19 protein-coding genes are annotated in these 21,553 nt (G+C 64.8%); 12 read left to right on the forward strand and 7 right to left on the reverse strand.

Annotated features, from left to right (window positions below; all coding sequences use genetic code 11):
- Positions 1 to 7: 7 nt before the first annotated feature.
- From zapE to V2I30_RS07170, 3 genes are read right to left on the reverse strand one after another with little or no spacing between them, the layout of a single operon-like run.
- Entirely contained in the window at positions 8 to 1,123 is a 1,116-nt protein-coding gene (zapE, locus tag V2I30_RS07160; protein WP_330661429.1) for a cell division protein ZapE, read from the reverse strand.
- Entirely contained in the window at positions 1,120 to 1,626 is a 507-nt protein-coding gene (locus V2I30_RS07165; RefSeq protein WP_330661430.1) for a PaaI family thioesterase, read from the reverse strand. The genes zapE and V2I30_RS07165 overlap by 4 nt, the downstream gene beginning before the upstream one ends.
- Before the next feature lie 46 nt (positions 1,627 to 1,672).
- Positions 1,673 to 2,455: a succinate dehydrogenase iron-sulfur subunit gene (locus tag V2I30_RS07170; RefSeq protein ID WP_330661431.1), complete on the reverse strand. Its 783-nt coding sequence runs from the start codon at positions 2,453 to 2,455 to the stop codon at positions 1,673 to 1,675.
- A 235-nt stretch (positions 2,456 to 2,690) separates the two neighbouring features.
- Here V2I30_RS07170 and V2I30_RS07175 point away from each other — a divergent pair, with 235 nt between their 5' ends.
- A complete protein-coding gene (locus tag V2I30_RS07175; RefSeq protein ID WP_330661639.1) occupies positions 2,691 to 3,425 on the forward strand; it encodes an SDR family NAD(P)-dependent oxidoreductase in 735 nt (244 codons plus the stop codon).
- Positions 3,426 to 3,592: 167 nt separating this feature from the next.
- The gene (locus V2I30_RS07180; protein ID WP_330661432.1) at positions 3,593 to 5,197 is read left to right on the forward strand and encodes a hypothetical protein; all 1,605 of its coding nucleotides are present in this window, start codon (positions 3,593 to 3,595) and stop codon (positions 5,195 to 5,197) included.
- 166 nt (positions 5,198 to 5,363) lie between these two features.
- On the opposite strand, the gene V2I30_RS07185 is transcribed toward V2I30_RS07180, so the two are convergent.
- The 3 genes from V2I30_RS07185 to V2I30_RS07195 form a co-directional block, all read right to left on the reverse strand.
- Positions 5,364 to 6,395: a phosphoribosylglycinamide synthetase gene (locus tag V2I30_RS07185; protein ID WP_330661433.1), complete on the reverse strand. Its 1,032-nt coding sequence runs from the start codon at positions 6,393 to 6,395 to the stop codon at positions 5,364 to 5,366.
- 61 nt (positions 6,396 to 6,456) lie between these two features.
- Positions 6,457 to 7,287: an NTP transferase domain-containing protein gene (locus V2I30_RS07190; protein ID WP_330661435.1), complete on the reverse strand. Its 831-nt coding sequence runs from the start codon at positions 7,285 to 7,287 to the stop codon at positions 6,457 to 6,459.
- Positions 7,288 to 7,461: 174 nt separating this feature from the next.
- On the reverse strand, positions 7,462 to 10,206 hold the full coding sequence (locus tag V2I30_RS07195) for an Rne/Rng family ribonuclease (RefSeq protein WP_330661436.1): 2,745 nt from the start codon (positions 10,204 to 10,206) through the stop codon (positions 7,462 to 7,464).
- A 452-nt stretch (positions 10,207 to 10,658) separates the two neighbouring features.
- Here V2I30_RS07195 and V2I30_RS07200 point away from each other — a divergent pair, with 452 nt between their 5' ends.
- The 9 genes from V2I30_RS07200 (at position 10,659) to V2I30_RS07240 (ending at position 19,781) form a co-directional block, all read left to right on the forward strand.
- Positions 10,659 to 11,543: an N-acetylmuramoyl-L-alanine amidase family protein gene (locus tag V2I30_RS07200; RefSeq protein WP_330661437.1), complete on the forward strand. Its 885-nt coding sequence runs from the start codon at positions 10,659 to 10,661 to the stop codon at positions 11,541 to 11,543.
- A gap of 48 nt (positions 11,544 to 11,591) precedes the next feature.
- On the forward strand, positions 11,592 to 14,102 hold the full coding sequence (locus tag V2I30_RS07205) for a penicillin-binding protein 1A (protein ID WP_330661438.1): 2,511 nt from the start codon (positions 11,592 to 11,594) through the stop codon (positions 14,100 to 14,102).
- A complete protein-coding gene (locus V2I30_RS07210) occupies positions 14,102 to 14,638 on the forward strand; it encodes a peroxiredoxin (protein ID WP_330661439.1) in 537 nt (178 codons plus the stop codon). The genes V2I30_RS07205 and V2I30_RS07210 overlap by 1 nt, the downstream gene beginning before the upstream one ends.
- 118 nt (positions 14,639 to 14,756) lie before the next feature.
- On the forward strand, positions 14,757 to 15,884 hold the full coding sequence (prfB, locus tag V2I30_RS07215) for a peptide chain release factor 2 (RefSeq protein ID WP_330661440.1): 1,128 nt from the start codon (positions 14,757 to 14,759) through the stop codon (positions 15,882 to 15,884).
- Between the two features lie 59 nt (positions 15,885 to 15,943).
- Positions 15,944 to 16,600, forward strand: a complete 657-nt coding sequence (locus V2I30_RS07220; RefSeq protein ID WP_330661441.1) for a class I SAM-dependent methyltransferase — start codon at positions 15,944 to 15,946, stop codon at positions 16,598 to 16,600.
- A 149-nt stretch (positions 16,601 to 16,749) separates the two neighbouring features.
- Positions 16,750 to 17,259: a bifunctional 3-hydroxydecanoyl-ACP dehydratase/trans-2-decenoyl-ACP isomerase gene (fabA, locus tag V2I30_RS07225; protein ID WP_330661442.1), complete on the forward strand. Its 510-nt coding sequence runs from the start codon at positions 16,750 to 16,752 to the stop codon at positions 17,257 to 17,259.
- Between the two features lie 28 nt (positions 17,260 to 17,287).
- The gene (locus V2I30_RS07230) at positions 17,288 to 18,517 is read left to right on the forward strand and encodes a beta-ketoacyl synthase N-terminal-like domain-containing protein (protein WP_330661443.1); all 1,230 of its coding nucleotides are present in this window, start codon (positions 17,288 to 17,290) and stop codon (positions 18,515 to 18,517) included.
- 53 nt (positions 18,518 to 18,570) lie between these two features.
- Entirely contained in the window at positions 18,571 to 19,326 is a 756-nt protein-coding gene (locus V2I30_RS07235) for an enoyl-ACP reductase FabI (protein ID WP_330661640.1), read from the forward strand.
- A gap of 2 nt (positions 19,327 to 19,328) precedes the next feature.
- Complete coding sequence (locus V2I30_RS07240; RefSeq protein WP_330661444.1) at positions 19,329 to 19,781, forward strand: GNAT family N-acetyltransferase; 453 nt, start codon at positions 19,329 to 19,331, stop codon at positions 19,779 to 19,781.
- Between the two features lie 129 nt (positions 19,782 to 19,910).
- On the opposite strand, the gene V2I30_RS07245 is transcribed toward V2I30_RS07240, so the two are convergent.
- Positions 19,911 to 20,933 (reverse strand): 2-hydroxyacid dehydrogenase, encoded by a 1,023-nt coding sequence (locus V2I30_RS07245; RefSeq protein ID WP_330661445.1) that lies wholly within the window; start codon positions 20,931 to 20,933, stop codon positions 19,911 to 19,913.
- A 121-nt stretch (positions 20,934 to 21,054) separates the two neighbouring features.
- Between V2I30_RS07245 and V2I30_RS07250 the strand changes: the two genes are divergently transcribed.
- A complete protein-coding gene (locus V2I30_RS07250; RefSeq protein ID WP_330661446.1) occupies positions 21,055 to 21,552 on the forward strand; it encodes an SH3 domain-containing protein in 498 nt (165 codons plus the stop codon).
- Position 21,553: the final 1 nt, after the last annotated feature.

Here is a 21,553-nt window from a genome sequence, read left to right on the forward strand (position 1 = left end):
GCGGCGCTCACATCTCCCCGCCATGGCCGAGCGCGAGATATGCGTCGCTCTGCATTTCGTTCAGCCGCGACACTGTGCGCTCGAATTCGAACGCGCCGTCGCCCGCCTGATAGAGCGCTTCGGGCGGGCCGGCGGCGGTGGCGAACAGCTTGACCCGGTGTTCGTAAAGCGCGTCGATCAGCGTCACGAAACGCGCGGCCTCGTTGCGGTTTTCCGGCCCCATAAGGGGGATGCCGACGATGATGACGGTGTGATAGGCGCGCGCGATGGCAAGGTAATCGGGCGCCCCGCGCGCTTCAACGCATAGCCTTTTGAAGCTGAAGACCGCGACGCCCTTCAGCGCCTTGGGCACATGCAACTCGCGCCTCGCGCCCACGGCAAGCTCGGCGGAGGGGACATGGGCGGCGTCTTCGGGATCGAAATCGGTCAGCCGGAAGAAGACCTCGCGGACCTGGGCCGTCGCCGCGTCGTCGGCCGGCGCATACCAGGTCTTCATGTCGCCGATCCGGTCGAGCCGGTAATCGACCGGACCGTTGAGGCCGACGACGTCGAGCTCGGCTTCGACCAGCGCGATGAAGGGCACGAAATGCTCGCGGTTCAGGCCGTCCTTGTAGAGGTCGCCCGGCGGCCGGTTGGAGGTTGTGACGATCGTCACTCCTTCGTTGCAGATCAGCTGCGTGAAGAGCCGGCTCATGATCATCGCATCGGCGGAGTTCGTCACGACCATTTCGTCGAAGGCGAGACAGCGGGCGTCTTGCGCGATGTCCTTCGCGACATGCGGGATCGGATCGCCCGGCTCCGCATCGCGCCAAGCCCGCATCATGGAGTGCACCTCCTGCATAAAGGCGTGAAAATGGACGCGGCGCTTTTCCTCGATGGCGAGCGTGTCGTGAAACAGATCCATCAGCATCGATTTGCCGCGCCCGACCCCGCCCCACATATAGACGCCCCGGGCGCGCTCTGGCTTTTTCGCGAAGAACTGGCTCAGAAGTCCGCCGGGCCGCTCCGCCTCCAGCTCCTTTTGCAAGGCATCGAGCCGCAGCGCCGCGCGGCGCTGGTCCCGGTCTTCGCGCAGCTCGCCATTGGCGATCAGCTGCTCGTAGCGGGCGATCATGCGGGTCATTCGCGGGGCCGCGCCTTCATCTTGCGCACGATGCCCGAATAGCTCGCGATAATGCGCTCATCTCGATAGAGGCCGCTTTGAACCGCCTGACCGCGCAGAAACAGCATCCGTCCGGTCTCCCGCACGATCTCGCTCACCGCATCGAGCGGCTGCGCCGGATCGCCCGCATCGACGAACTGGCTGGACAGCTCGACCGTCACCGAGGGGCCCGCTTCGCCCGAGCCGCAAACATGCATGGTGGCGAACAGCGCAATATCGACGAGGCCGAGCGTGACGGCGCCATGGATGTTGTCGCCGAGATTGGTGTGGCGCCGCTCGGGGAACATGCGCAGGCGGCAGCGATCGCCCTCGCGCCTTACCCACATCTCGCCCAGCACGGCGGTGTTGTACCGCGTGCGATCGGTGAGGTTCCAGCTGTACCAGCCTTCTTCTCCGCCCGCATCGGCCGGATCGATGGCGTGATAATCGAACGGGGCATTGATCGCGGTACTGGCGCTGTTCATGCCGGCCCCCATGGCATGGCCCATGCCGGTAGGAAAGGCGACAGCGTCAGATCGCGCGTTCGGCGATCATCTTCTTGGTCTCGGCGATCGCCTTGGCGGGCGACAGGCCCTTGGGGCAGACATTCGCGCAGTTCATGATCGTATGGCAGCGATAGAGCCGGAACGGGTCTTCAAGCTCATTCAGCCGTTCGCCGGTCATCTCGTCGCGGCTGTCGGCGAGCCAGCGATAGGCCTGCAGCAGGATCGCGGGGCCGAGGAACTTGTCGCTGTTCCACCAATAGGACGGGCAGGCGGTCGAACAGCAGGCGCACAGGATGCACTCGTACAGCCCGTCGAGCTTCTCGCGTTCCGCGGGCGATTGCAGGCGTTCCTTGCCCGAAGGCGTCGGGCTGACGGTTTGCAGCCACGGCTTGATCGAGGCGTATTGCGCGTAGAAGTGCGTGAAGTCGGGCACCAGATCCTTGATCACGTCCATATGCGGGAGCGGCGTGATGCGGATCTCGCCCTTCAGATCCTCGATCGCGGTGGTGCAGGCAAGGCCGTTCTTGCCGTTGAGGTTCATCGAGCACGACCCGCAGATCCCCTCGCGGCAGGAGCGGCGGAAGGTCAGCGTCGGGTCGATCTCGTTCTTGATCTTGAACAGCGCGTCGAGAACCATCGGGCCGCATTCGTCGAGGTCGATCTCGAACTTGTCGTAACGCGGATTGGCGCCGCTATCGGGATCATAGCGGTAGACCTTGAACGACTTGATCCGTTTGCCGCCCGAAGCCTTATGCACCTTGCCGCCGGACTTGATCTTCGAGTTCTTCGGAAGCGTGAAAGTCGCCATATCGTCACCGATCCCTGTTGGTTGCCGCCATGTTTAACGGCTTGATCGGCACAGGCAAGGCGCGAGGTGTTGCGATGTTCGCGCGCCGCCATGCGGATGCGGCAATCCTACAGGATGGAACACATGGAACACGGTCCTGGGAAGGAAAATTCGCAGCATATTCGCGGCCCGAACGAAAGCCCTGCCTGAGGGCGAAAGTGAGGAACTCGCAGGTCATCCGCTCGGTTTAGCAATGATGGATAAAGTAGGAAACGCGCCGCGCCGGGCGGCGATCTTCGGCAGCACCGGCGGGATCGGCAGCGCACTGTGCGACGTGCTCACCGCGCGCGGATGCGAGATAATCTATGCCGGCTCGCGCGCCGGGTCCGGGCCGGCGGGCGAGAACATCCGTCCTTTCGCCTTCGACCTGACCGATGAGGCCAGCATCGAAGCGGCTGCGAAGCTGATGAAGGACGCGCTGCCCGAATGGGTCATCGTCGCGAGCGGCGTGCTCACCCTTGCCGACGGGACGGGGCCGGAACGGACCTACAAACGGCTCGACTCCGGGGCGATGGCGCAGGCATTCGCGCTCAACACGATCGGCCCGGCGCTGATCGCCAAGCATGTCCTGCCGCTGATGCCGAGGGACCGGCGCTGCGTATTCGCTGCGCTCAGCGCGCGGGTCGGGTCGATCTCCGACAATGGCCTTGGCGGATGGCATTCCTACCGCGCGTCGAAGGCCGCGCTCAACATGCTGCTTCGCAATTTCGCGATCGAGATCCGCCGCACGCATGACGAGGCGATCGTCGTGGGACTGCATCCCGGCACGGTCGACACCGCTCTTTCCGAACCCTTCCAGTCGAACCTGCTCGAAGGCCAGCTGACCGCGCCGGACAAGGCCGCGCGCGACCTGATCGGCGTGCTTGAAGCGCTGTCGCCCGCCGATAGCGGCAAGGTGTTCGATTATGCTGGCGAAGCCGTTGCGCCGTAAGGCCGTCCGTATTGCAACGGCACTGGCCCTGTGGACTGGCGGCCGGGTTCATGAAAGCCGCGGAAATGGTGGGAGAATGCGGCGAACCGCGCTGGCCTTGGCCCATATCGATGGTATAGGTTCGAGGCAACGCAACCTAGGACGGCATGGCCGCAGGGAGATTTGAGATGGCTACTTTCGAGGCATTCGAGCGGTTCGACATCCGCAGCTTCGACTTCACCTTTTTCGGCGACAATTTCGTCCAGGAGTTTTTCCAGGACGATGAGGACTTCGTCATCCAGGGCGTCACCTACTCGGACGGCTACATCATCAACGCGTCGGATGGCACTGATGACCTCGATCTGGAACTCTATGGTAGCGACTTCGCGCTCAATGGATCGGGAGATCTCGTCGCCGGGACCGTAAACGCGATTGCCGGAAACGATTTTGCTGCTCAGGAGCTGATCTTCTTCATCGAAGACCTTTCTCTGGACGCCGCCGATCTGTTCGACGCCATCGTCTCGGCCAGCGCCGCCGACGATCGCGCCATCATCGAGGATGCCTTCTCCGGCGACGATACGTTCGTGTTTTCGGGTGCCGACGACTTCATTCAGGGCTTCGACGGCGACGACACGATCGACGGCGGTGCGGGCAGTGATACCGCGATTTTCTCGGGAACGCGCGCCCAGTCGACCATTACCGACAATAATGACGGCACCTTCACTATCGATGGTCCCGACGGCACCGACACGCTGACAGCTGTCGAATTCGCGCAATTCGACGATACGACCGTCACTCTCACCACCGTGACGCCGCCCTCAGATGCGCCCGATCTGCTGATTCTCAATGCCGATACATTGGTCGGCCTGATCGAGGGGAATGTTTCGGTCGTCGGAACCGCTACGGGCGAGGAAACCGTACGCCTGGAAAGCCCGGTCGCAGGCGATCTGACCACCAGCTTCGATGCCTCCTTCAACGCCGGCGGCGATGCGATTCAGTTCGATGGCGATGCCGACACGTTCACAGCGCAACGCAGCGGGTCGAGCGTCATTGTGACAGACGGCTTCATCACCGCAACGATCCCGGTGGGCACCACCGGCGCAATCCTCGTCTTCGATGACAGCGCGCGGACCTTGGTCTTCGACAGCGGGGCGGGCGAAGTGGCGATCGGCGATCAGGCTATCACCAGCACCGCCACAGCGCTCGATGCCACCACGACCACAACGCCTTTGCCGCTGCCGACACCTTCGGCGACTTCGGCCGATCTGCTGATTCTCAATCCGAACAGCTCGATAGGCTTGGTCGAGGGCGATATCTCCGTGGTCGGCACGACCTCCGGCGATGAAACGGTGCGTCTCTTTACCGCCGCGACAGGTGAGCTGGAGACGGCCTTCGATGCGTCCTTCAATGCCGGCGACGACACGATCCAGTTCGAAGGCAACGCCTCGGACTACACCGCCGAGCGCAGCGGTTCGAGCGTGATCATTACCGACGGCGTCATCACCGCGACCGTGCCCGTGGGCACCAGCGGCGCGACCATCCTGTTCGACGGCGGCGATGCGCGCACGCTGGTTTTCGACAGCGATGCCGGAGAGGTTCTTATCGGCGACCAGGTCATCACGAGCGATGCCGAAACGCTCGATGATGACAACACCGGAACGATCGGCCCCGCTACTCCGGGGACAGGAACCGAGGCGGGGGGCATCGACCTCGACGATGCGCAGGCCGCCATGGCGCCGCCGATCGATCCCGGCGCAATGATGATCGTGGACAGCTTCGCCGCTGGCGCCTGACACCCGGCTGACGGAAATGCGCCGGAAAGCGAGGGCGGCGTGCTTGGCGTCGCCCTCCCGTGCTTCCGACGATTGAATGTCGGAGGCGGCGGGGCCTGTCGCGTTTGCGCGCTATTCGCTGAGCGGTCCGGGCGTCATCCGGTTACCGATCCCTGCCGCGCCGAGCCTATAGCAGCCCGTGCCGCACCAGGCCCTCGGCAAGGATCGTCTCGATCAGCTGTTCGTGCGACCACCCGGCCATGCGCGCCGCCCGGCCGAAGACTTTTTGCGACCACAGATTGCAATTAAGATTGAGCTCGAGAAAGTTCATCTCGCCGGTCGCCTCGTTCACCCGGAACTCGAACCGGCCGTAATCGAACGGGCGATATTCCCCCCAGACCTTTGCAGTCAGTGCGGCGATCTGCCGGGATATCTCCGGGTCGGTGAAGGCCTCGAGCGAGTATTTCGTCTCGCGCTCCACCAGATCGCGCTTCTCGAAATAGGTTCGCAGATGCGAGGGGTCGGACTGGCGAAAGATGAGCAGCGGCAGGATCCGAGGCTCGCCGTCGATGGTCACGACGGGAACCTCGACATCCGAGCCTTCAAGGAAGGGCTCGACGATCGCGTCCTGACCGCCATTGGCAGAGTCCTCGTGGATCTCACGCACCGCCGCTGCGACCTCTTCGCGGCTCGACGCATCGCGCACGCCCCAGCTGGCGGAGGAATTGTTGGGCTTGACGACATAACGCTCCGCCGGCGGCAACGCATCCAGATCGAGCGGCGCGCCCTTGCGAAATACGGCCCAGGGCGCGGTCGGCGCCCCGGCAGCGGCGGCGGCGCGCTTGGCCAGATGCTTGTCGTCCGCCAGCCCGCGCAGGATCGGACTCGCGCCGAGATAGGCGAGGCCCGCCCGCTCGCACAGAAGCGGGACGAGCATTTCGGAATTGAAATAGCCCGCGCGGTTGAGCAGCGGGAAAACGAAGTCGATATCGCCTGGCGGATCGAACAGAATCTCGGGTGTCTGCGCGACCATGAGGTCAAGCCCGATCGCCTCGAGCGTCTCGCGCGTCTCGCGATGATAGATCGCGTGGTTCCCGTCCTGCGGGTGAAGATCGCCGGTCCACCCGGCATTCTTGGCGATGAAGAGAACGCGCAGCCGGTCTTTCGCGGTTTGCGGGATGGTGCGCGGGGACAGGAAGTTCGGGGAGGAGTCGTGCATGGGGCAGGTGCTCTTCGAGCAAAGGGGCGAAGGAAGGGGGCGGTGAAAGCGTCGGAGCGGGTCAGGCGTCTTGCGCCGTTCGCGCGCGATCGGCGCGGCGTTCGAGAATGGTTTCGCAGCACTCGTACGTCCGCGCATTGTCGACGTCGATGGCCAGAGACCCGTCGCGCATGACGACGCGTGCGCATTGTGCGCCAAAACGCGTACCGATCCGCCGCGCCGCACCTGCACTGGTGAAGCGGCGGAGCGCCAGGCCGATAATGTTGAAGAGCCCGAAAGCGCGCACCATCCGCATCTTGCTTTTCATGAACTGGCCGCCCTCGCTGAAGACGCCGATGCAGGCGAGCGCGGCCTCGTTCTTCAGCGCATAGATGTTGCAATTGGCGAACTCGCCATCGCGGAAGCGGTAGAAATTGCGCTGGCCGTCCGGATGGGCGGCAAGGACGTCCTCGCGACGAGCGAGTGCGAAGACAACTTCCGCCTCGCCCAGCGCGCCGCGCATCGCGTCGAACCCCTCGGCTGTCAGCAGCACATTGTCCGCGGTGGTGATGACGACCGGCAGCCGGGCGCCCTCAACTGCCGCAAGGATGGAATCGACCAACGCCTCGCGCGCGGGAACGAAGCGCATCTGCGTCCCGCCCATAACGGCCCGCGCGGCAATCTCGGCAACCGCGTCGTGCGCGTCTTCCTCGAGAGACACGACGATCTCGTGAATTGCGGAAAGCTCGGCAACCGCCGCAAAGACATGCTCGATCAGTGGCTTGCCGGCGATCGGGACCAGGCATTTATGGCTCACCCCGGCGGCGGCGGCGAGGGGATTGCGGATCCCGGCGCGCTGCCCGGCGAGAATGATCACGGTCACGGGAGTGGTAACGGGTACGCTCGGGGTCATGGCAGAGGCCCTGTGCAGTAATGGGCGGGCATGTGTCGCCGTGGATTGTGTAACGATTGTGGCGGGCCGGAGAGTTCGCGGCAATTGCGCGACTGGGTCGTCACTCTGTCTTCCCGAGATGCGGCGGGCCTGCCATTGCCTTCGCCAGAGGGCGATGGCAGGCCCGTTGCGCGATCACTCGCCGAATGTGCGCTGCCACCAGCCGCGCTTGCGCGAGCCGGTCTTCGTCGCCGGGGCGCTGTCCTCGTCAGCGGAATTGTCGTTGCCGCTGGCGTTCTGGGCGGCGGGGGCCGGCTCGGCGACCAGCGTGTCTTCGCTTTGGGCCGCCTGGGGATCCTTCGCCGATACGTCCGTGGCTTTCGCCTTGCTATTCGCAGCTTCCCCGTCCTTCGCCTCTGAGTCCTTCTTCTTGCGGGGCGCGCGCTTGCGCTTTGGCTTTTCCGGTTCGGCGTCGGACCCGTCGGCCTGCGCATCGGAAGCCTTGGCCTCGGCATCCTCGGTTTTCTTCTTGCGAGGGGCGCGCTTGCGCTTGGGCTTTTCCGCCGCGGCGCCATCATCGCTCTCGGCGGCTTTCCCGGCGGTTTCCGGCGCATCGTCAGGGCCGGCCACCACGAGCATGTCGTCCTTCACCTGTTCCGACACCTCTTCGAGGTTTTCCGCCGGGAGTTCGCCATCCGCGTCGCTGTCGCTCGACGCATCGTCGCCGGTATCGTCCTGCTTGCGCTTGCGGCCACGCCCGCCGCGGCGGCGGCGACGCTTGGGCTTATCGTCATCGTCCTCTGCATTGGACGCATCGCCATCCGCATCGTCCTCGTCGCCGTCTTCGTTATCGTCGTCGCTTCCATTGTTATCCTGGGAGCGCTTCTTGTTGCGGCCGCGACCGCCGCGCCGGCGGCGGCGCTTCTTTTTGCGCGGTGCATCGTCGTCGTCTTCCTCGTCCGCTTCGTCGAGCGCAAGGTCGTCCTCGTCCTCGTCATCGTCATCGACGATCGGTTCGAACTTGGGCGCCTCGGCCGGACGCGGGCCGTGGCTGGAGACATCCATCTTCGCGCCTTCGTCCTCGCCTTCGGGCTTGACCTCGACGCTGACGCCGTAGCGCTGCTCAATCTCGATCAGCTCGCCGCGCTTTTCATTGAGGAGATAGATCGCCGCCTCGGTGCTGGCCTCCAGACAGATGCGGATGCCCTTGCCCTTGGCCGCCTCGTCCTCGATCAGGCGCAGCGCCGAAAGGCCGGCGGAAGAGGCGGTGCGAACAAGGCCGGTGCCGTCGCAATGCGGACATTCGCGCGTGGTCGCCTCGAGCACGCCGGTGCGCAGGCGCTGGCGGCTCATTTCCATAAGGCCGAAGCCCGAAATGCGGCCCACCTGAATGCGCGCGCGGTCGGTCTTCAAGGCTTCCTTCATCGCCTTTTCGACCTTCCGGACGTTGGAATTGTATTCCATGTCGATGAAGTCGATGACGATCAGGCCGGCCATGTCGCGGAGGCGCAGCTGGCGGGCGATTTCGCGCGCCGCTTCGAGATTGGTGTGAAGCGCGGTCTGCTCGATCCCGTGCTCCTTGGTCGAGCGGCCTGAGTTGATGTCGATCGACACCAGCGCTTCGGTCGGATTGATGATGAGATAGCCGCCCGATTTGAGCTGCACCATCGGATCGTACATCGCGCGCAGCTGATCTTCCGCGCCGTAGCGCTGGAACAGCGGCACGGGGTCCGAATAGGCTTTTACCCGGCGCGCATGGCTGGGCATCAGCATTTTCATGAACGCCTTGGCGCTCTTGTAGCCTTCCGCACCCTCGACGATCACTTCCTCGATCTCGCGATTGTAGATGTCGCGGATCGCGCGCTTGATAAGGTCGCTGTCCGAATGGATCAGCGAAGGCGCGGTGGACTTGAGCGTGGTCTGGCGGATTTCGTCCCACAGCCGCGCGAGATAGTCGAAATCGCGCTTGATCTCGGTCTTGGTGCGGCTGAGACCGGCGGTGCGCACGATCAGGCCCATGCTCTTTGGCAGCGACAGGTCGGAAACGATTTCCTTCAGCCGCTTGCGGTCGCTCGTCGAGTTGATCTTGCGGCTGATACCGCCGCCATGCGACGAATTGGGCATCAGCACGGTGTAGCGGCCTGCGAGGCTGAGATAGGTGGTGAGTGCGGCGCCCTTATTGCCGCGCTCTTCCTTCACGACCTGGACGAGCAGCACCTGGCGGCGCTGGATGACGTCCTGGATCTTGTAGCGGCGGCGCAGCGCCATGCGCTTGGCCCGCACGGCATCGACCTGCTTGGCGCGGCTGCGGCCCTTCTGCTGGTCGCCCTTGTTACCGCGAGCGCCCTGACGGCGGCGACCGCGCCCGCGGCGTCCGCGGCGGGGCTTGGTCTCTTCGTCGTCGCTATCGTCGGACGAATCTTCCTCGTCGGAGTCGTCGTCGTCGTCATCTTCATCGTCGTCGCTGTCGTCGGCGGCGCCGTCTTCGATGGTGGCGACCTTGTCCTTTTCGGACGTGTCGATTTCTTCCAGACCGTCTTCGGCGAGGTCTTCGGCGAGCGCTTCGGCGCTTTCGTCGTCGGCGTCGTATTCGTCGCCGGGGGTGACGCCCTCTTCCTCTTCCTCGGCGCGCAGGCGGGCCTCTTCCTCGGCGGCCTCGGCCTCCTCGGCGAGCAGCTTTTCGCGGTCGTCCTGCGGAATCTGGTAATAGTCGGGGTGGATCTCGCTGAAGGCGAGGAAGCCGTGCCGGTTGCCGCCGAAATCGACGAAGGCGGCTTGCAAGGAGGGTTCGACCCTCGTGACTTTCGCTAGATAGATATTGCCTTTGATCTGCTTGTGTTCGGCAGATTCGAAATCGAATTCCTCAATCCGGTTGCCTTTGAGCACCGCCACCCGGGTTTCTTCCGAGTGGCGCGCATCGATAAGCATGCGCGTTGCCATTCAATAGTCTCCATACGCCCGGTCCGCCTGCCCGATGGGGGCGGGAGGGGCGCGTCATGTGTTGGAAAACGGCTCGCAAGGTTCGTTTCGCGTCTTGCGGGCCGATATCTAAGAAAGCGCGCCGTGCAGTATCTGCAAGGGGCGCCATGATCGTGTCTGCTGGGGCGAGAGAGCGGCAGGGTGCCGCCCGGCTGCCCGCAGGACCTGCAGCAACGCTCGCGCGCTGGGCATGGTCTTGCGAGGCAAAGCGTCTCGTCACTGCATCAACCTGTTATTGGCCGGCTTGGGTGGGCGCTGCGATGCGCCAGCCGGGCCTTGGTGAACGAAGCGGTGGATCGACGCGCCCAGATGCGCCTGTCGCCATCGCTTCTGGCCGATGCGCTAGCACCGTGGGTTTCGCGCTGCAACTCTATTGCACATAGGTTACGCAACAATCTAAGCGTCGAAGGGCCATGAGTGTGCGCACGCTCCTGCTTCTCCTATTTGCCGTACCCTTGCTTGTCCTGGGCGGGGCGGCGGCATTGGGAAAAGAGCTGCCGGTGCCGCAATGGGGCCGCGACTATGTCCAGCGCTTCGTCCTTGAGCCTGCGCTCGAACCGCTCGAATTGCCGGACGTTGCCGGGCCGGACGATCCCTCCCGCCCGCTGGTGGTGCTCGATGCGGGGCATGGCGGGCGCGATCCGGGATCGGTGGGCGAGGGCGAAGATGGCGAACGCATGCGCGAGAAGGATATCGTTCTTGCGATCGCATTGCTCATGCGCGAGGAATTGCTCGAGGCGGGCGGTATCAGAGTGGCGCTGACCCGCGAGGACGACCGGCTCGTGCCGCTAGGGCGGCGACCCGAAATCGCGCGGTTGCTGGGCGCCGACCTGTTCGTTTCGATCCATGCCGATTCCGCCGGGCGGCGCGAGGATGTCGGCGGGGCGAGCATCTACACCTTGTCGAACGAGGCCTCGAGCGAGGCCGCCGCCCGCTTCGCCGCGCGCGAGAATGCCGCGGACCGGCTGAACGGCGTGCGTGTCGCGGACCAGAGCGAGGAAGTGAGCGCGATCCTGGTCGAATTGTCGCAGGCGCGCGTGCAGGAAGACGCAGCGCAACTGGCGTCCCTGATCGTGCGGGAGGGCGAGGGCCGCATCCGCTTTCACCCGCAGCGCCGCCGCTCCGCCGCGCTCGCGGTATTGCGCGCGCCCGACGTGCCGGGTGTGCTCGTGGAAACCGGCTTCGTCACCAACGAGGCGGACCGGGCGCGGCTGATGACGCGCGAGGGCCGCGAGGAACTCGCCGCGGTGCTGGCGCGCGCGATCCGCATCTATCTCGCCCGCCGGGCCGAGGTCTGACGCGCCGCTGGCATTCGGCGGCAGGGCGCATTAGATAGCGAACCTGAAATGACACGCGATCAAGACACGCCCCTGCCGCCGCTCGATTACTGGCGCTACCGCCTATCCCGCGACCTGTCGGGGGCAACGCAATGGTTCGCCGAAAAATGGCGTTCGAGCACGCTCTTCAGACTGGCGGCGGCGCTGGCAGTGCTCGCCGTCGCGGTGTGGATGGCGGCGTGGCTGTGGCTGGCGAGCGACCTTCCCGAAACCGATCGCCTGGTCGAATACGAAACGCCGCTGCCGACGGTCGTGCGCGGCGCCGATGGCGAGATCGTCCATTCCTATGCGCGCGAGCGGCGGGTGCAGCTGCAATATGGCGATTTCCCCGATTTGCTGGTCGAAGCCTATCTTTCCGCCGAGGACAAGACATTCTTCAGCCATGGCGGCGTCGATTTTACCGGCACGGCCAATGCCGTGATCGACTATCTCAACCCTGCGCGCGAAGGCCGCGCCGTGGGCGGGTCGACCATCACGCAGCAGCTCGCCAAGATCCTGTTGCTGGGCGACGAATATTCGGTCACGCGCAAGCTCAAGGAGATGATCCTTGCCAGCCGGATCGAGAACGTCCTGTCCAAGGAGGAAATCCTCGAGCTCTACCTAAATGAAATCCCGCTCGGCCGCCGCTCCTTCGGCGTGCAGGCGGCCTCGCGCGCCTATTTCGACAAGGATGTCGGCGACCTCGATCTGCACGAAGCCGCCTTCCTCGCGATCCTGCCCAAGGCGCCCGAGCGCTATGGCCGAAAGGGGCAGGAGGAGGCCGCGATCGCACGGCGCGATTTCGTGCTCGAACAGATGGAAGAGAACGGCTTCATCACGGAAGAGCAGCGCCGCGCCGCGGCCGCCGAGCCGCTCGGGCTTGTCCGTCAGCGCAATCAGCAGAGCGCGGATGCGGGCTATTTCCTCGAAGAGGTGCGCCGCCAGCTGATCGAGCAATTCGGCGAAACCGCCGAGGACGGCGAGAACAGTGTCTATGCCGGCGGGCTGTGGGTGCGCACTTCGCTCGACACCCAGATGCAGGACGCCGCGCGCGAAGCGCTGCGCCGGGGCCTCGTGCGCTATCATGGCGGGCGCGGGTGGTCCGGCCCGATCGCGACGATCGATTTGAGCGAAGGAAATTGGGCAAGCCAGCTCGCCAGCTCGTTCATCTCGGTCAATTACGAGGATTGGCGCGTCGGCGTTGTGACCGGGCGCGAGGGCGGCTCGGCGACGGTCGGCTTTTCGGATGGCGAGGAAGCGCCTCTGTCCAATCTGCCCAATGCGCTGAAGGCCGGCGACGTTATCGCGGTCTCCCCGCAAGGCAATGGCTTCCGCGTCGAAACCGTGCCCGAAGCACAGGGCGCGCTCGTCCTGCAGGATGCGCAGACGGGCCGTGTGCTCGCCATGCAGGGCGGGTTCGACCACCGATTGTCCGACTTCAACCGCGCGACGCAGGCGATGCGCCAGCCCGGTTCGACCATCAAGCCCTTCGTCTACGCCACCGGCCTCGACAACGGCATGACCCCCTCGACCCAGATCGATAACACGCAATATTGCTATTATCAGGGGCGGCAGCTCGGGCAGAAATGCATTCGCGGTGGACGCGCGGGCCAGTTCCCGATGCGCTACGGCCTCGAACAGTCGCAGAATATCATGACCGTGCAGATCGGAATGCAGGCGGGCATGGACAATGTCGTCGAAACGATCGAGACGCTAGGCATCAGCGACGATCCCGATCCCTATGCCGCGACTTCGCTCGGTTCGGAGGAGACCACCGTCGCGCGCATGGTTTCGGCCTATTCCGCGCTCGCCAATCACGGGCGGCTGAACGATCCGACGGTCATCGACTTCGTCCAAGATCGCCGCGGCAAGGTGATCTGGCGTGCGGACCAGCGGCCCTGCAACGGCTGCAACATGGCTGAATATGATGGCTCGCCGATGCCGCGCTTCGGCATCAAGGGCGTCCAGGCGATGGATGCGCGCACCGCGTTCCAGGTGATGCATATGCTCGAAGGCGCGGTTTCGCGCGGGACGGCAACCGTGCTCAACCCGCTCGAACTGCCGCTGTTCGGCAAGACCGGGACCACCACCGGGCCCAAGGACGTTTGGTTCGTGGGCGGCACGCAGAGGCTGGTCGCGGGCGCCTATGTCGGGTTCGACAATCCGCGCAATATGGGCGGCTATGCCTATGGCGGAACGATCGCGGCGCCGATCATCAAGGATTTCATCGAACAGACGCGCGAGCGCTGGTCCGACACTCCGCCGATCGCGCCCGAGGGCATTCGCATGGTCCGGGTCGATCGCCGCTCGGGCAAGCGCGTGCTTGATGGCTGGCCAGACGGCGATCCTCGCGGCGCGATCATCTGGGAGGCGTTCAAACCCGACACCGAGCCCGACCGCGCGACCCGGCAGGACGCGATCGCCGCCAAGCGCGACGAGATTCTCACGCTGATCCGGGCGGGCCGCGAAGGGCCACGCGCCAATGCCGGCGGGGAGGGCGAGGTCATCAATTTTGCCGAGGAACAGGGAGGCATCTACTGATGATCGCCCGCACAATCCTCAACGCCGCCTTGGGAATGGTTGCTGCGTTCGGCCTCGCCGCGCCCGTGCTGGCCGAACTGCCCGAAGGCAGCAAGGCGCCGCTCTTCACGACCAAAGCCGCGCTGGCGGGCACCGAGATGGGCTTCTCGCTCGCGGCGGCTTTGCGGCAGGGTCCGGTCGTGCTCTATTTCTACCCCAAGGCGTTCACCCAGGGTTGCACTCTCGAGGCCAATGCCTTTGCCGAGGCGATGGACGATTTCCGCGCCGCCGGCGCGAGCGTCATCGGCATGTCGAACGACGACATCGCCACGCTCAAACGCTTTAGCCGCGAGGAATGCCGCGATGCCTTTCCGGTTGGCGTCGCCGCGTCCGAACTGATCGAAGCCTACGATGTGGCGATGGGCAATTCCGGGCTCGCGAGCCGCACCTCTTACGTCATCGCGCCCGATAGCCGGATCGCCTTCGTCCATGCGGACAGCGATTATCGCGGCCATGTCGCCAAGACGCTGGCTGCGGTCCGCGCGCTCTCCCGCTAACAAGCAACTCCCGAAGCCAGGCCGCTCCGCCCAAGGGGCGTTTACAATGTCGCGCGCCGCGTTAAGCGATGCGGGGCATAATCAGCCAATTTAAGACCAGCGAATTTAAGGATTTCCCATGCGCGCCGAGGCCCAGGCACATATCGACCGGATCGAAGCGGCGCTCGCGCTCGTGCGCCAGTCGCTCGACTGGGAGCGCGCGCTGCGACGGCTCGAAGAGCTCAACGCGCGCGTGCAGGATCCCACGCTCTGGGACGATCCCAAGGAAGCGCAGAAGATCAGCCGCGAGCAGAAACAGCTCGAGGACGCGATTAACACTGTCAACGAGATCAGCGCCGAGATGGGCGATGCGATCGAGTTCATCGAGATGGGCGAGGCCGAGGGCGAGGAAAGCGTCGTCAACGATGGTCTCAAGAGCCTCGAGCGCCTCGCGAAGCGCGCCGATGCCGACAAGGTGCAGGCGCTTCTCTCCGGCGAGGCGGATGGGAACGACACCTATCTCGAAATCCATGCAGGGGCTGGCGGGACCGAATCGCAGGACTGGGCCGAGATGCTGTTCCGCATGTATGGCCGCTGGGCCGAGCGGCGCGGATTCAAGGTCGAAACGGTCGAATATCAGGCGGGCGATCAGGCGGGGATCAAGTCGGCGACCCTGCTGCTGAAAGGTGAGAACGCCTATGGCTATGCCAAGACCGAGAGCGGCGTCCACCGCCTCGTCCGTATCAGCCCCTATGACAGCGCGGCCAAGCGCCATACGAGCTTCTCTAGCGTCTGGGTCTACCCGGTGATCGACGACGATATCGAGATCGAGATCGACCCGTCCGACCTCAAGATCGACACCTACCGCGCATCGGGCGCCGGCGGGCAGCACGTCAACACCACCGACAGCGCCGTTCGCATCACCCACCAGCCCACCGGCATCGTTGTCGCGAGCCAGAATGATCGCAGCCAGCACAAGAACCGCGCCACCGCGATGAATATGCTCAAGGCGCGCCTGTTCGAACGCGAAATGGCCGAACGCGAGGCGGCGGCATCGGGCGAATATCAGGAAAAGAGCGACATCGGGTGGGGCCACCAGATCCGCTCCTATGTGCTCCAGCCATACCAGATGGTCAAAGACCTTCGCACCGGCGTAACTTCGTCCTCGCCGGACCGGGTGCTCGATGGCGATCTCGACGAATATATCTCGGCCGCGCTGGCCCAGCGCGTGACCGGCGAAACGCTCGAGGTGGAGGACGTCGAGTGAGGTTTTGCCGGCGGCTGAGCGTAGCGTTGGCGCCGCTCGTTTTATGCGCTTGCGATGGCTTGACGGGTGATAGCGACCGGCCCGAAACCGCTCTCGACTTTCCGCGGCCCGACCGGACCATTCTTCAGGGGGAGGACGATACCTTTCCCGACGAAGATACGCGCGAAGAGCGCAGCGAAGCGCAGGAAGTGATGGATCTAGCCGATATCGCCAGCGGGATGACGGTGGCCGATATCGGTGCGGGCGAAGGCTATTACACCGTGCGGCTGGCCACCCGCGTGGGCGAGGCGGGCCGGGTGCTGGCGCAGGATATCGACCGCGAGGCGCTGCAACGGCTCGGTCGCCGGGTCGAGCGCGAGCGGCTCGAGAATATCTCGATCAAGCTGGGCGAAGCGGACGACCCGCAGCTTCCGGTCGACAGTTTCGACCGCATCTTCCTGGTCCATGTCTACAGCGAGGTGACCGAACCCTACGCCTTCCTGTGGCGCATGTGGCCCTCGCTGGTTCAGGGCGGGCAGATCATCGTCGTCGAGTATGATCGCCCCGCCGGCAAACACGGCATCCCGCCCAAACTGCTTTTCTGCGAATTCGATGCGGTCGGTTACAAGCTCGTCGAATTCGTCGAGCGGCCCGATCTGAACAGCTATTTCGTACGCTTCGAACGCGGCGGCGATCGCCCGAAGCCCGAGCAGATCGATCCCTGCGTGCAAGGGTAGGGCGGGGGCGGGCCGGACGCTAAGCTAGCCTTTGCTGAAGGCGCCGCGAGGCCCCTTTCCACTGGCATGGGAGGGTGCTAGGCGCGGGTCCTTCGATCGTAGGGCACCTCCAGCAGGGAGGGATCGCGCCAAGGGGACAGTTCGACACGATGAGCGACATGCCAACCAGTTTCGACCGCGACGATTTGCTCAAATGCGCGCGCGGCGATTTGTTCGGGCCGGGCAATGCGCAGCTGCCACTGCCGCCGATGCTGATGATGGATCGCATCACCAATATTTCCGCCGATGGCGGCGAGCATGGCAAGGGGCATGTGGTCGCTGAGTTCGACATCGCGCCCGACCTCTGGTTCTTCGAATGCCACTTTCCCGGCAATCCGATCATGCCCGGCTGTCTCGGGCTCGACGGGCTCTGGCAGCTGACCGGCTTCAACCTCGGCTGGCGCGGATGGCAGGGGCGCGGCTATGCGCTTGGCGTGGGCGAAGTGAAGCTCACCGGCATGGTCCGCCCCGACCGCAAGATGCTGACCTATTACGTCGATTTCACGAAGGCGGTGCAAAGCCGCCGGCTGACCATGGGGGTCGCCGATGGCCGGGTCGAGGCCGATGGCGAAACGATCTACCAGGTCAAGGACATGAAGGTCGCGCTTTCCGAAGCGTGACGCACCGGGTTCGAAAACAGGAAATGCTATGCGCCGCGTCGTCATAACAGGGCTGGGGATTGTCTCCTCGATCGGCAACAACCCGCAAGAAGTGCTCGCCGCGCTGAAGGCGGGGCGATCGGGCATCACCTTCAACGAGGAAATGGCCGAGCACGGCTTCCGCTCGCAAGTGGCCGGCGCAATCGACCTCGACGTTTCCGACCATGTCGACAAGCGGACGCTCCGCTTCATGGGCCCGGGCGCGGCCTACGCCCATATCGCCATGGGTCAGGCGATCGCCGATGCCGGGCTCGAAGAGAAGGACGTGGTGAATCCCATGACCGGCGTGATCGCGGGTTCGGGCGGCCCGTCGACCTCGGCGATGCTTGCCGCGCATCAGACCGTTCTCAAAACCGGCGCGACAAAGCGGATCGGTCCGTTTGCGGTGCCCAAGACGATGTCCTCGACGGTGAGCGCCAACTTGGCGACGGCCTACCAGATTAAGGGCATGAACTTCTCGATCACCTCGGCCTGTTCGACCTCGCTGCATTGCATCGGTATGGCCGCGCAGCAGATCGCGCTGGGCCTGCAGGACACGATGTTTGCGGGCGGCGGGGAGGAACTGGATTGGACGCTCTCCTGCCTGTTTGACGCGATGGGCGCGATGTCGAGCAAGTACAATGACACACCGGAGCGGGCAAGCCGCGCTTTCGATGCCGACCGCGACGGCTTCGTCATCAGCGGTGGCGGCGCCATCGTGGTGCTCGAAGCGCTCGAACATGCGCAGGCGCGCGGCGCAAAGATTTTTGCCGAGGTGACGGGATTTGCCGCCACTTCGGACGGTGCCGATATGGTCGCGCCTTCGGGCGAGGGCGGCGAACGCGCCATGCGCGGGGCGCTGAAGACGATCCCGGAAGGCCGTCAGGTCAGCTATATCAACGCCCACGGCACCTCGACCCCGGTCGGCGATGTCGGCGAGATCGAGGCGGTACGGCGTGTTTTTAGAGAAGGCTCGACCCCGCCGGTCAGCTCGACCAAATCGATGACCGGGCACAGCCAGGGCGCCACCGGCGCGCAGGAGGCGGTTTATTGCCTGCTCGCGCTGGAGCACGACTTCATCATCCCCTCGATCAATGTCGAGACGCTCGATCCCGCGCTGAAGGTAGAGGAAATCGCCACCGAGCTGGTCGAGAATGCCGGCCTCGACACGGTGATGACCAACAGTTTCGGGTTCGGCGGCACCAACGGATCGATGCTGCTGTCGCGCTTCGAGGATTGAGGGCGAACGAGGAGAACAAGATGGGCGTGCTGGACGGGAAACGCGGTCTCATCATGGGCGTCGCCAACGAGCGCTCGATCGCCTGGGGCATTGCCAAAGCCTGCCACGAGGCGGGCGCCGAGCTCGCCTTCACCTATCAGGGCGAGGCGTTCGGCAAGCGTCTCGAACCGCTCGCCGCCAGCATCGGCTCGGACTTCATGGTCGATGTCGATGTCACCGACGATGCCTCGCTCGACGCCGCCTTCGCCGAGCTGAAGGAGCGCTGGAACAGCATCGATTTCCTGGTCCACGCGGTCGCCTTTTCGGACAAGTCGGAGCTGACCGGGCGCATCCTCAATACCAGCCGCGCCAACTTCAAGAACTCGATGGACATCTCCGCCTACAGCTTCATCGAGGTCGCGCGCCGCGCGCATCCGCTGATGGAAGAGGCGGGCGGGACGCTGCTGACACTGAGCTATATGGGCTCGAACCGGGTGACGCCGAATTACAACGTGATGGGCGTCGCCAAGGCCGCGCTCGAAGCGGCGGTGCGCTATCTCGCCAACGATCTCGGGCCGGAGGGCATTCGCGTCAACGCGATCAGCCCCGGCCCGATGAAGACACTTGCAGGCTCTGCGATCGGCGGCGCGCGCAAGACCTACAAGCACACCGAAGCCAACGCGCCGCTGCGCGCCAATGCTTCGCTCGAAGCGGTCGGCGGCACGGCGGTCTATCTCATCAGCGATGCGGGCGCCTGCACCACGGGCGAGATCCTGCGCGTCGATGGTGGGTTCCACGTGCTGGGCATGCCGCAGCACGAGAACCTCTAGCGGTGGAAATCCGGCGCACCGACCTCAATGAGCCGGAGGTGGTGGCGCTGATCGAGTTGCACACGCGCGAGATGTTCGAGGGTTCGCCGCTCGGAACCAATCACGCACTCGACCTCTCCGGCCTCCGCTCACCGGACGTGGAGGTTTTCGCCGCTCGGGATGGCAAGCGACTCCTGTCGATCGGCGCACTTCGCAGGCATGACAATTTCGCAGAGATAAAGTCGATGCGCGCGCATCCGGAGGCTCGCGGCACCGGTGCCGGCAAGGCCATCCTGACCGCATTGATCGAGCGGGCGCGTGAACTGGGCTATCCGTCGATCAAGCTGGAGACCGGATCGGGCGGATTGTTCGAACCGGCGACGCGCCTTTATCGCAGCTTCGGCTTCAAACCTTGCGACGCCTTCGCAGACTACGTGCCTGGCGACTTCAACAAGCTGTATTCCTTGCGGCTTTGAGGCCACCTTTGTTACGTAAACGTCTTTTCGTCACCCCCGGCGAACGCGGGGGCCCGCTACTTGCAACGGTCCAGCTGGGTCCCCGCCTTCGCGGGGATGACAAAAGGGGGCCGGGATAAGGGCCGCGCACTACCCCACCAATGCCGTCAGCACCTGGTCGGGCGGGCGGTGGCCGTCGGCCCAGAAGCGGATATTGGCGATCACCTTCTCGCCCGAAGCCTCGCGCCCTTCGACCGTCGCGCTGCCGATATGGGGGAGGGTGATGGTATTGGGGTGCTCCAGCAGGCGTTTGTCGACATGGGGTTCGTCCGGATAGACATCGAGCCCGGCGCCCGCCAGCTGTCCCGAATTCAGCGCCTCGATCAGGGCCTCGGTGTCGATTAGCTCGCCGCGCGCGGTGTTGACGATGCTGCCACCCGGGATCATCAGCGCGATCCGCCGCGCGTCGATCATGTGGCGCGTTTCCTCGGTCAGCGGGCAATGCAGCGTCAGTATATCCGCCGCGCGAACCAGATCGTCGAGCCGCGCGATATAGCGCACGCCGAGCATCCGCTCGACCGCGCTCGGCAGCGGCTTGCGGTTGTGATAGGCGACCTCGAGCCCGAAGGCGCGCGCCCGGTGGGCGACCGCCTGGCCGATGCGGCCCATCCCTACGATGCCCAGAACCTTGCCGCCGAGCTTGCGCCCGAGCAGGCCGGTCGGCGCCCAGCCGGTCCACTCACCGCGCCGGACGAGCTGGGTGCCCTCGCGGATCCGCCGCGGCACACCGATGATCGCGGCCATCGCGAGATCGGCGGTGTCCTCGGTGAAGACGCTTGGCGTGTTGGTGACGATGATCCGCCGCTTCGCCGCCGCGGCGAGGTCGATATGCTCGGTGCCCGCACCGAAATTGGCGATCAGGCGCAGACGCTCTCCTGCGCCCTCGATCATTTCGGCGTCGATCCGGTCGGTGACGGTGGGCACCAGCACGTCGCAATCCGCCATGGCTGCGACCAATTCCTCTCGCGACATCGGGGTGTCGGCGGTGTTGAGCTCGGCCTCGAACAGCTCGCCCATCCGCGCCTCGACACTGGGCGGAAGGTGCCGCGTGACGACAACCCGCGGCGTACCGGACGGCGGGGCAGGGGAAGTTGCGGTCTCGCTCGCGGCCATGCCCGTGCGCTAGGAGCATTGGCCCTCACCGGTCAAGGCAGCGCGGTCGAGACGATATGTATGGGGCGATATGTTCACGGCGACTTGAACCGAACGCACCTGCGGCGGTATTCGACGGCGGATGCAGGGTTTCAGATTCTTCGCCGTTCTCGTGCTCGTGATTGTCCTCGCGATTTCAATTTTCGCCCCCGCGGCCCAGGCTCAGGTGCGTGAGGCGCCCTATTGGGCGACATTGCGATGGGAAGAGGTCAATATGCGGGTGGGCCCGAGCGCGGAATACCGCATCGATTGGGTCTACAAGCGCAAGGGTCTGCCGGTCAGGGTGGTGCGCCTGCGCGAAGGATGGCGCCTGATCCAGGACCACGAGGGCACGCAGGGCTGGGTGGCGTCCAGCCAGCTCGCGGCCACACGCGGTGCGATCATTGTCGGAGAAGGGCTGGTGGAGCTGCGCGAAAAGCCGCGCGCCACCTCGCCGATGCGCTGGCGCGCGGAGGCGGGCGTGGTCGGAGCACTCCTCGGTTGCGAAGATGGCTTTTGCGAAATCGACGTGCGCGGACGCACCGGGTGGGTTAGCGCAGGCCGGCTTTGGGGCGTCGACAACCTCGCTTCCGCCGACTGAA

This window comes from Erythrobacter sp., from assembly GCF_036351135.1.
GTDB lineage: Bacteria > Pseudomonadota > Alphaproteobacteria > Sphingomonadales > Sphingomonadaceae > Erythrobacter.

Bases quoted from the DNA above. Each gene is read 5' to 3' on its own strand.
- V2I30_RS07200 (WP_330661437.1), top strand. From the start codon at position 10,659: ATGAGTGTGCGCACGCTCCTGCTTCTCCTATTTGCCGTACCCTTGCTT.
- V2I30_RS07180 (WP_330661432.1), top strand. From the start codon at position 3,593: ATGGCTACTTTCGAGGCATTCGAGCGGTTCGACATCCGCAGCTTCGAC.
- V2I30_RS07190 (WP_330661435.1), bottom strand. From the start codon at position 7,287: ATGACCCCGAGCGTACCCGTTACCACTCCCGTGACCGTGATCATTCTC.
- V2I30_RS07165 (WP_330661430.1), bottom strand. From the start codon at position 1,626: ATGAACAGCGCCAGTACCGCGATCAATGCCCCGTTCGATTATCACGCC.
- V2I30_RS07170 (WP_330661431.1), bottom strand. From the start codon at position 2,455: ATGGCGACTTTCACGCTTCCGAAGAACTCGAAGATCAAGTCCGGCGGC.
- V2I30_RS07235 (WP_330661640.1), top strand. From the start codon at position 18,571: ATGGGCGTCGCCAACGAGCGCTCGATCGCCTGGGGCATTGCCAAAGCC.
- fabA (WP_330661442.1), top strand. From the start codon at position 16,750: ATGAGCGACATGCCAACCAGTTTCGACCGCGACGATTTGCTCAAATGC.
- V2I30_RS07205 (WP_330661438.1), top strand. From the start codon at position 11,592: ATGACACGCGATCAAGACACGCCCCTGCCGCCGCTCGATTACTGGCGC.
- prfB (WP_330661440.1), top strand. From the start codon at position 14,757: ATGCGCGCCGAGGCCCAGGCACATATCGACCGGATCGAAGCGGCGCTC.
- V2I30_RS07185 (WP_330661433.1), bottom strand. From the start codon at position 6,395: ATGCACGACTCCTCCCCGAACTTCCTGTCCCCGCGCACCATCCCGCAA.
- V2I30_RS07195 (WP_330661436.1), bottom strand. From the start codon at position 10,206: ATGGCAACGCGCATGCTTATCGATGCGCGCCACTCGGAAGAAACCCGG.
- V2I30_RS07175 (WP_330661639.1), top strand. From the start codon at position 2,691: ATGGATAAAGTAGGAAACGCGCCGCGCCGGGCGGCGATCTTCGGCAGC.
- V2I30_RS07210 (WP_330661439.1), top strand. From the start codon at position 14,102: ATGATCGCCCGCACAATCCTCAACGCCGCCTTGGGAATGGTTGCTGCG.
- V2I30_RS07245 (WP_330661445.1), bottom strand. From the start codon at position 20,933: ATGGCCGCGAGCGAGACCGCAACTTCCCCTGCCCCGCCGTCCGGTACG.
- V2I30_RS07250 (WP_330661446.1), top strand. From the start codon at position 21,055: ATGCAGGGTTTCAGATTCTTCGCCGTTCTCGTGCTCGTGATTGTCCTC.
- zapE (WP_330661429.1), bottom strand. From the start codon at position 1,123: ATGACCCGCATGATCGCCCGCTACGAGCAGCTGATCGCCAATGGCGAG.
- V2I30_RS07230 (WP_330661443.1), top strand. From the start codon at position 17,288: ATGCGCCGCGTCGTCATAACAGGGCTGGGGATTGTCTCCTCGATCGGC.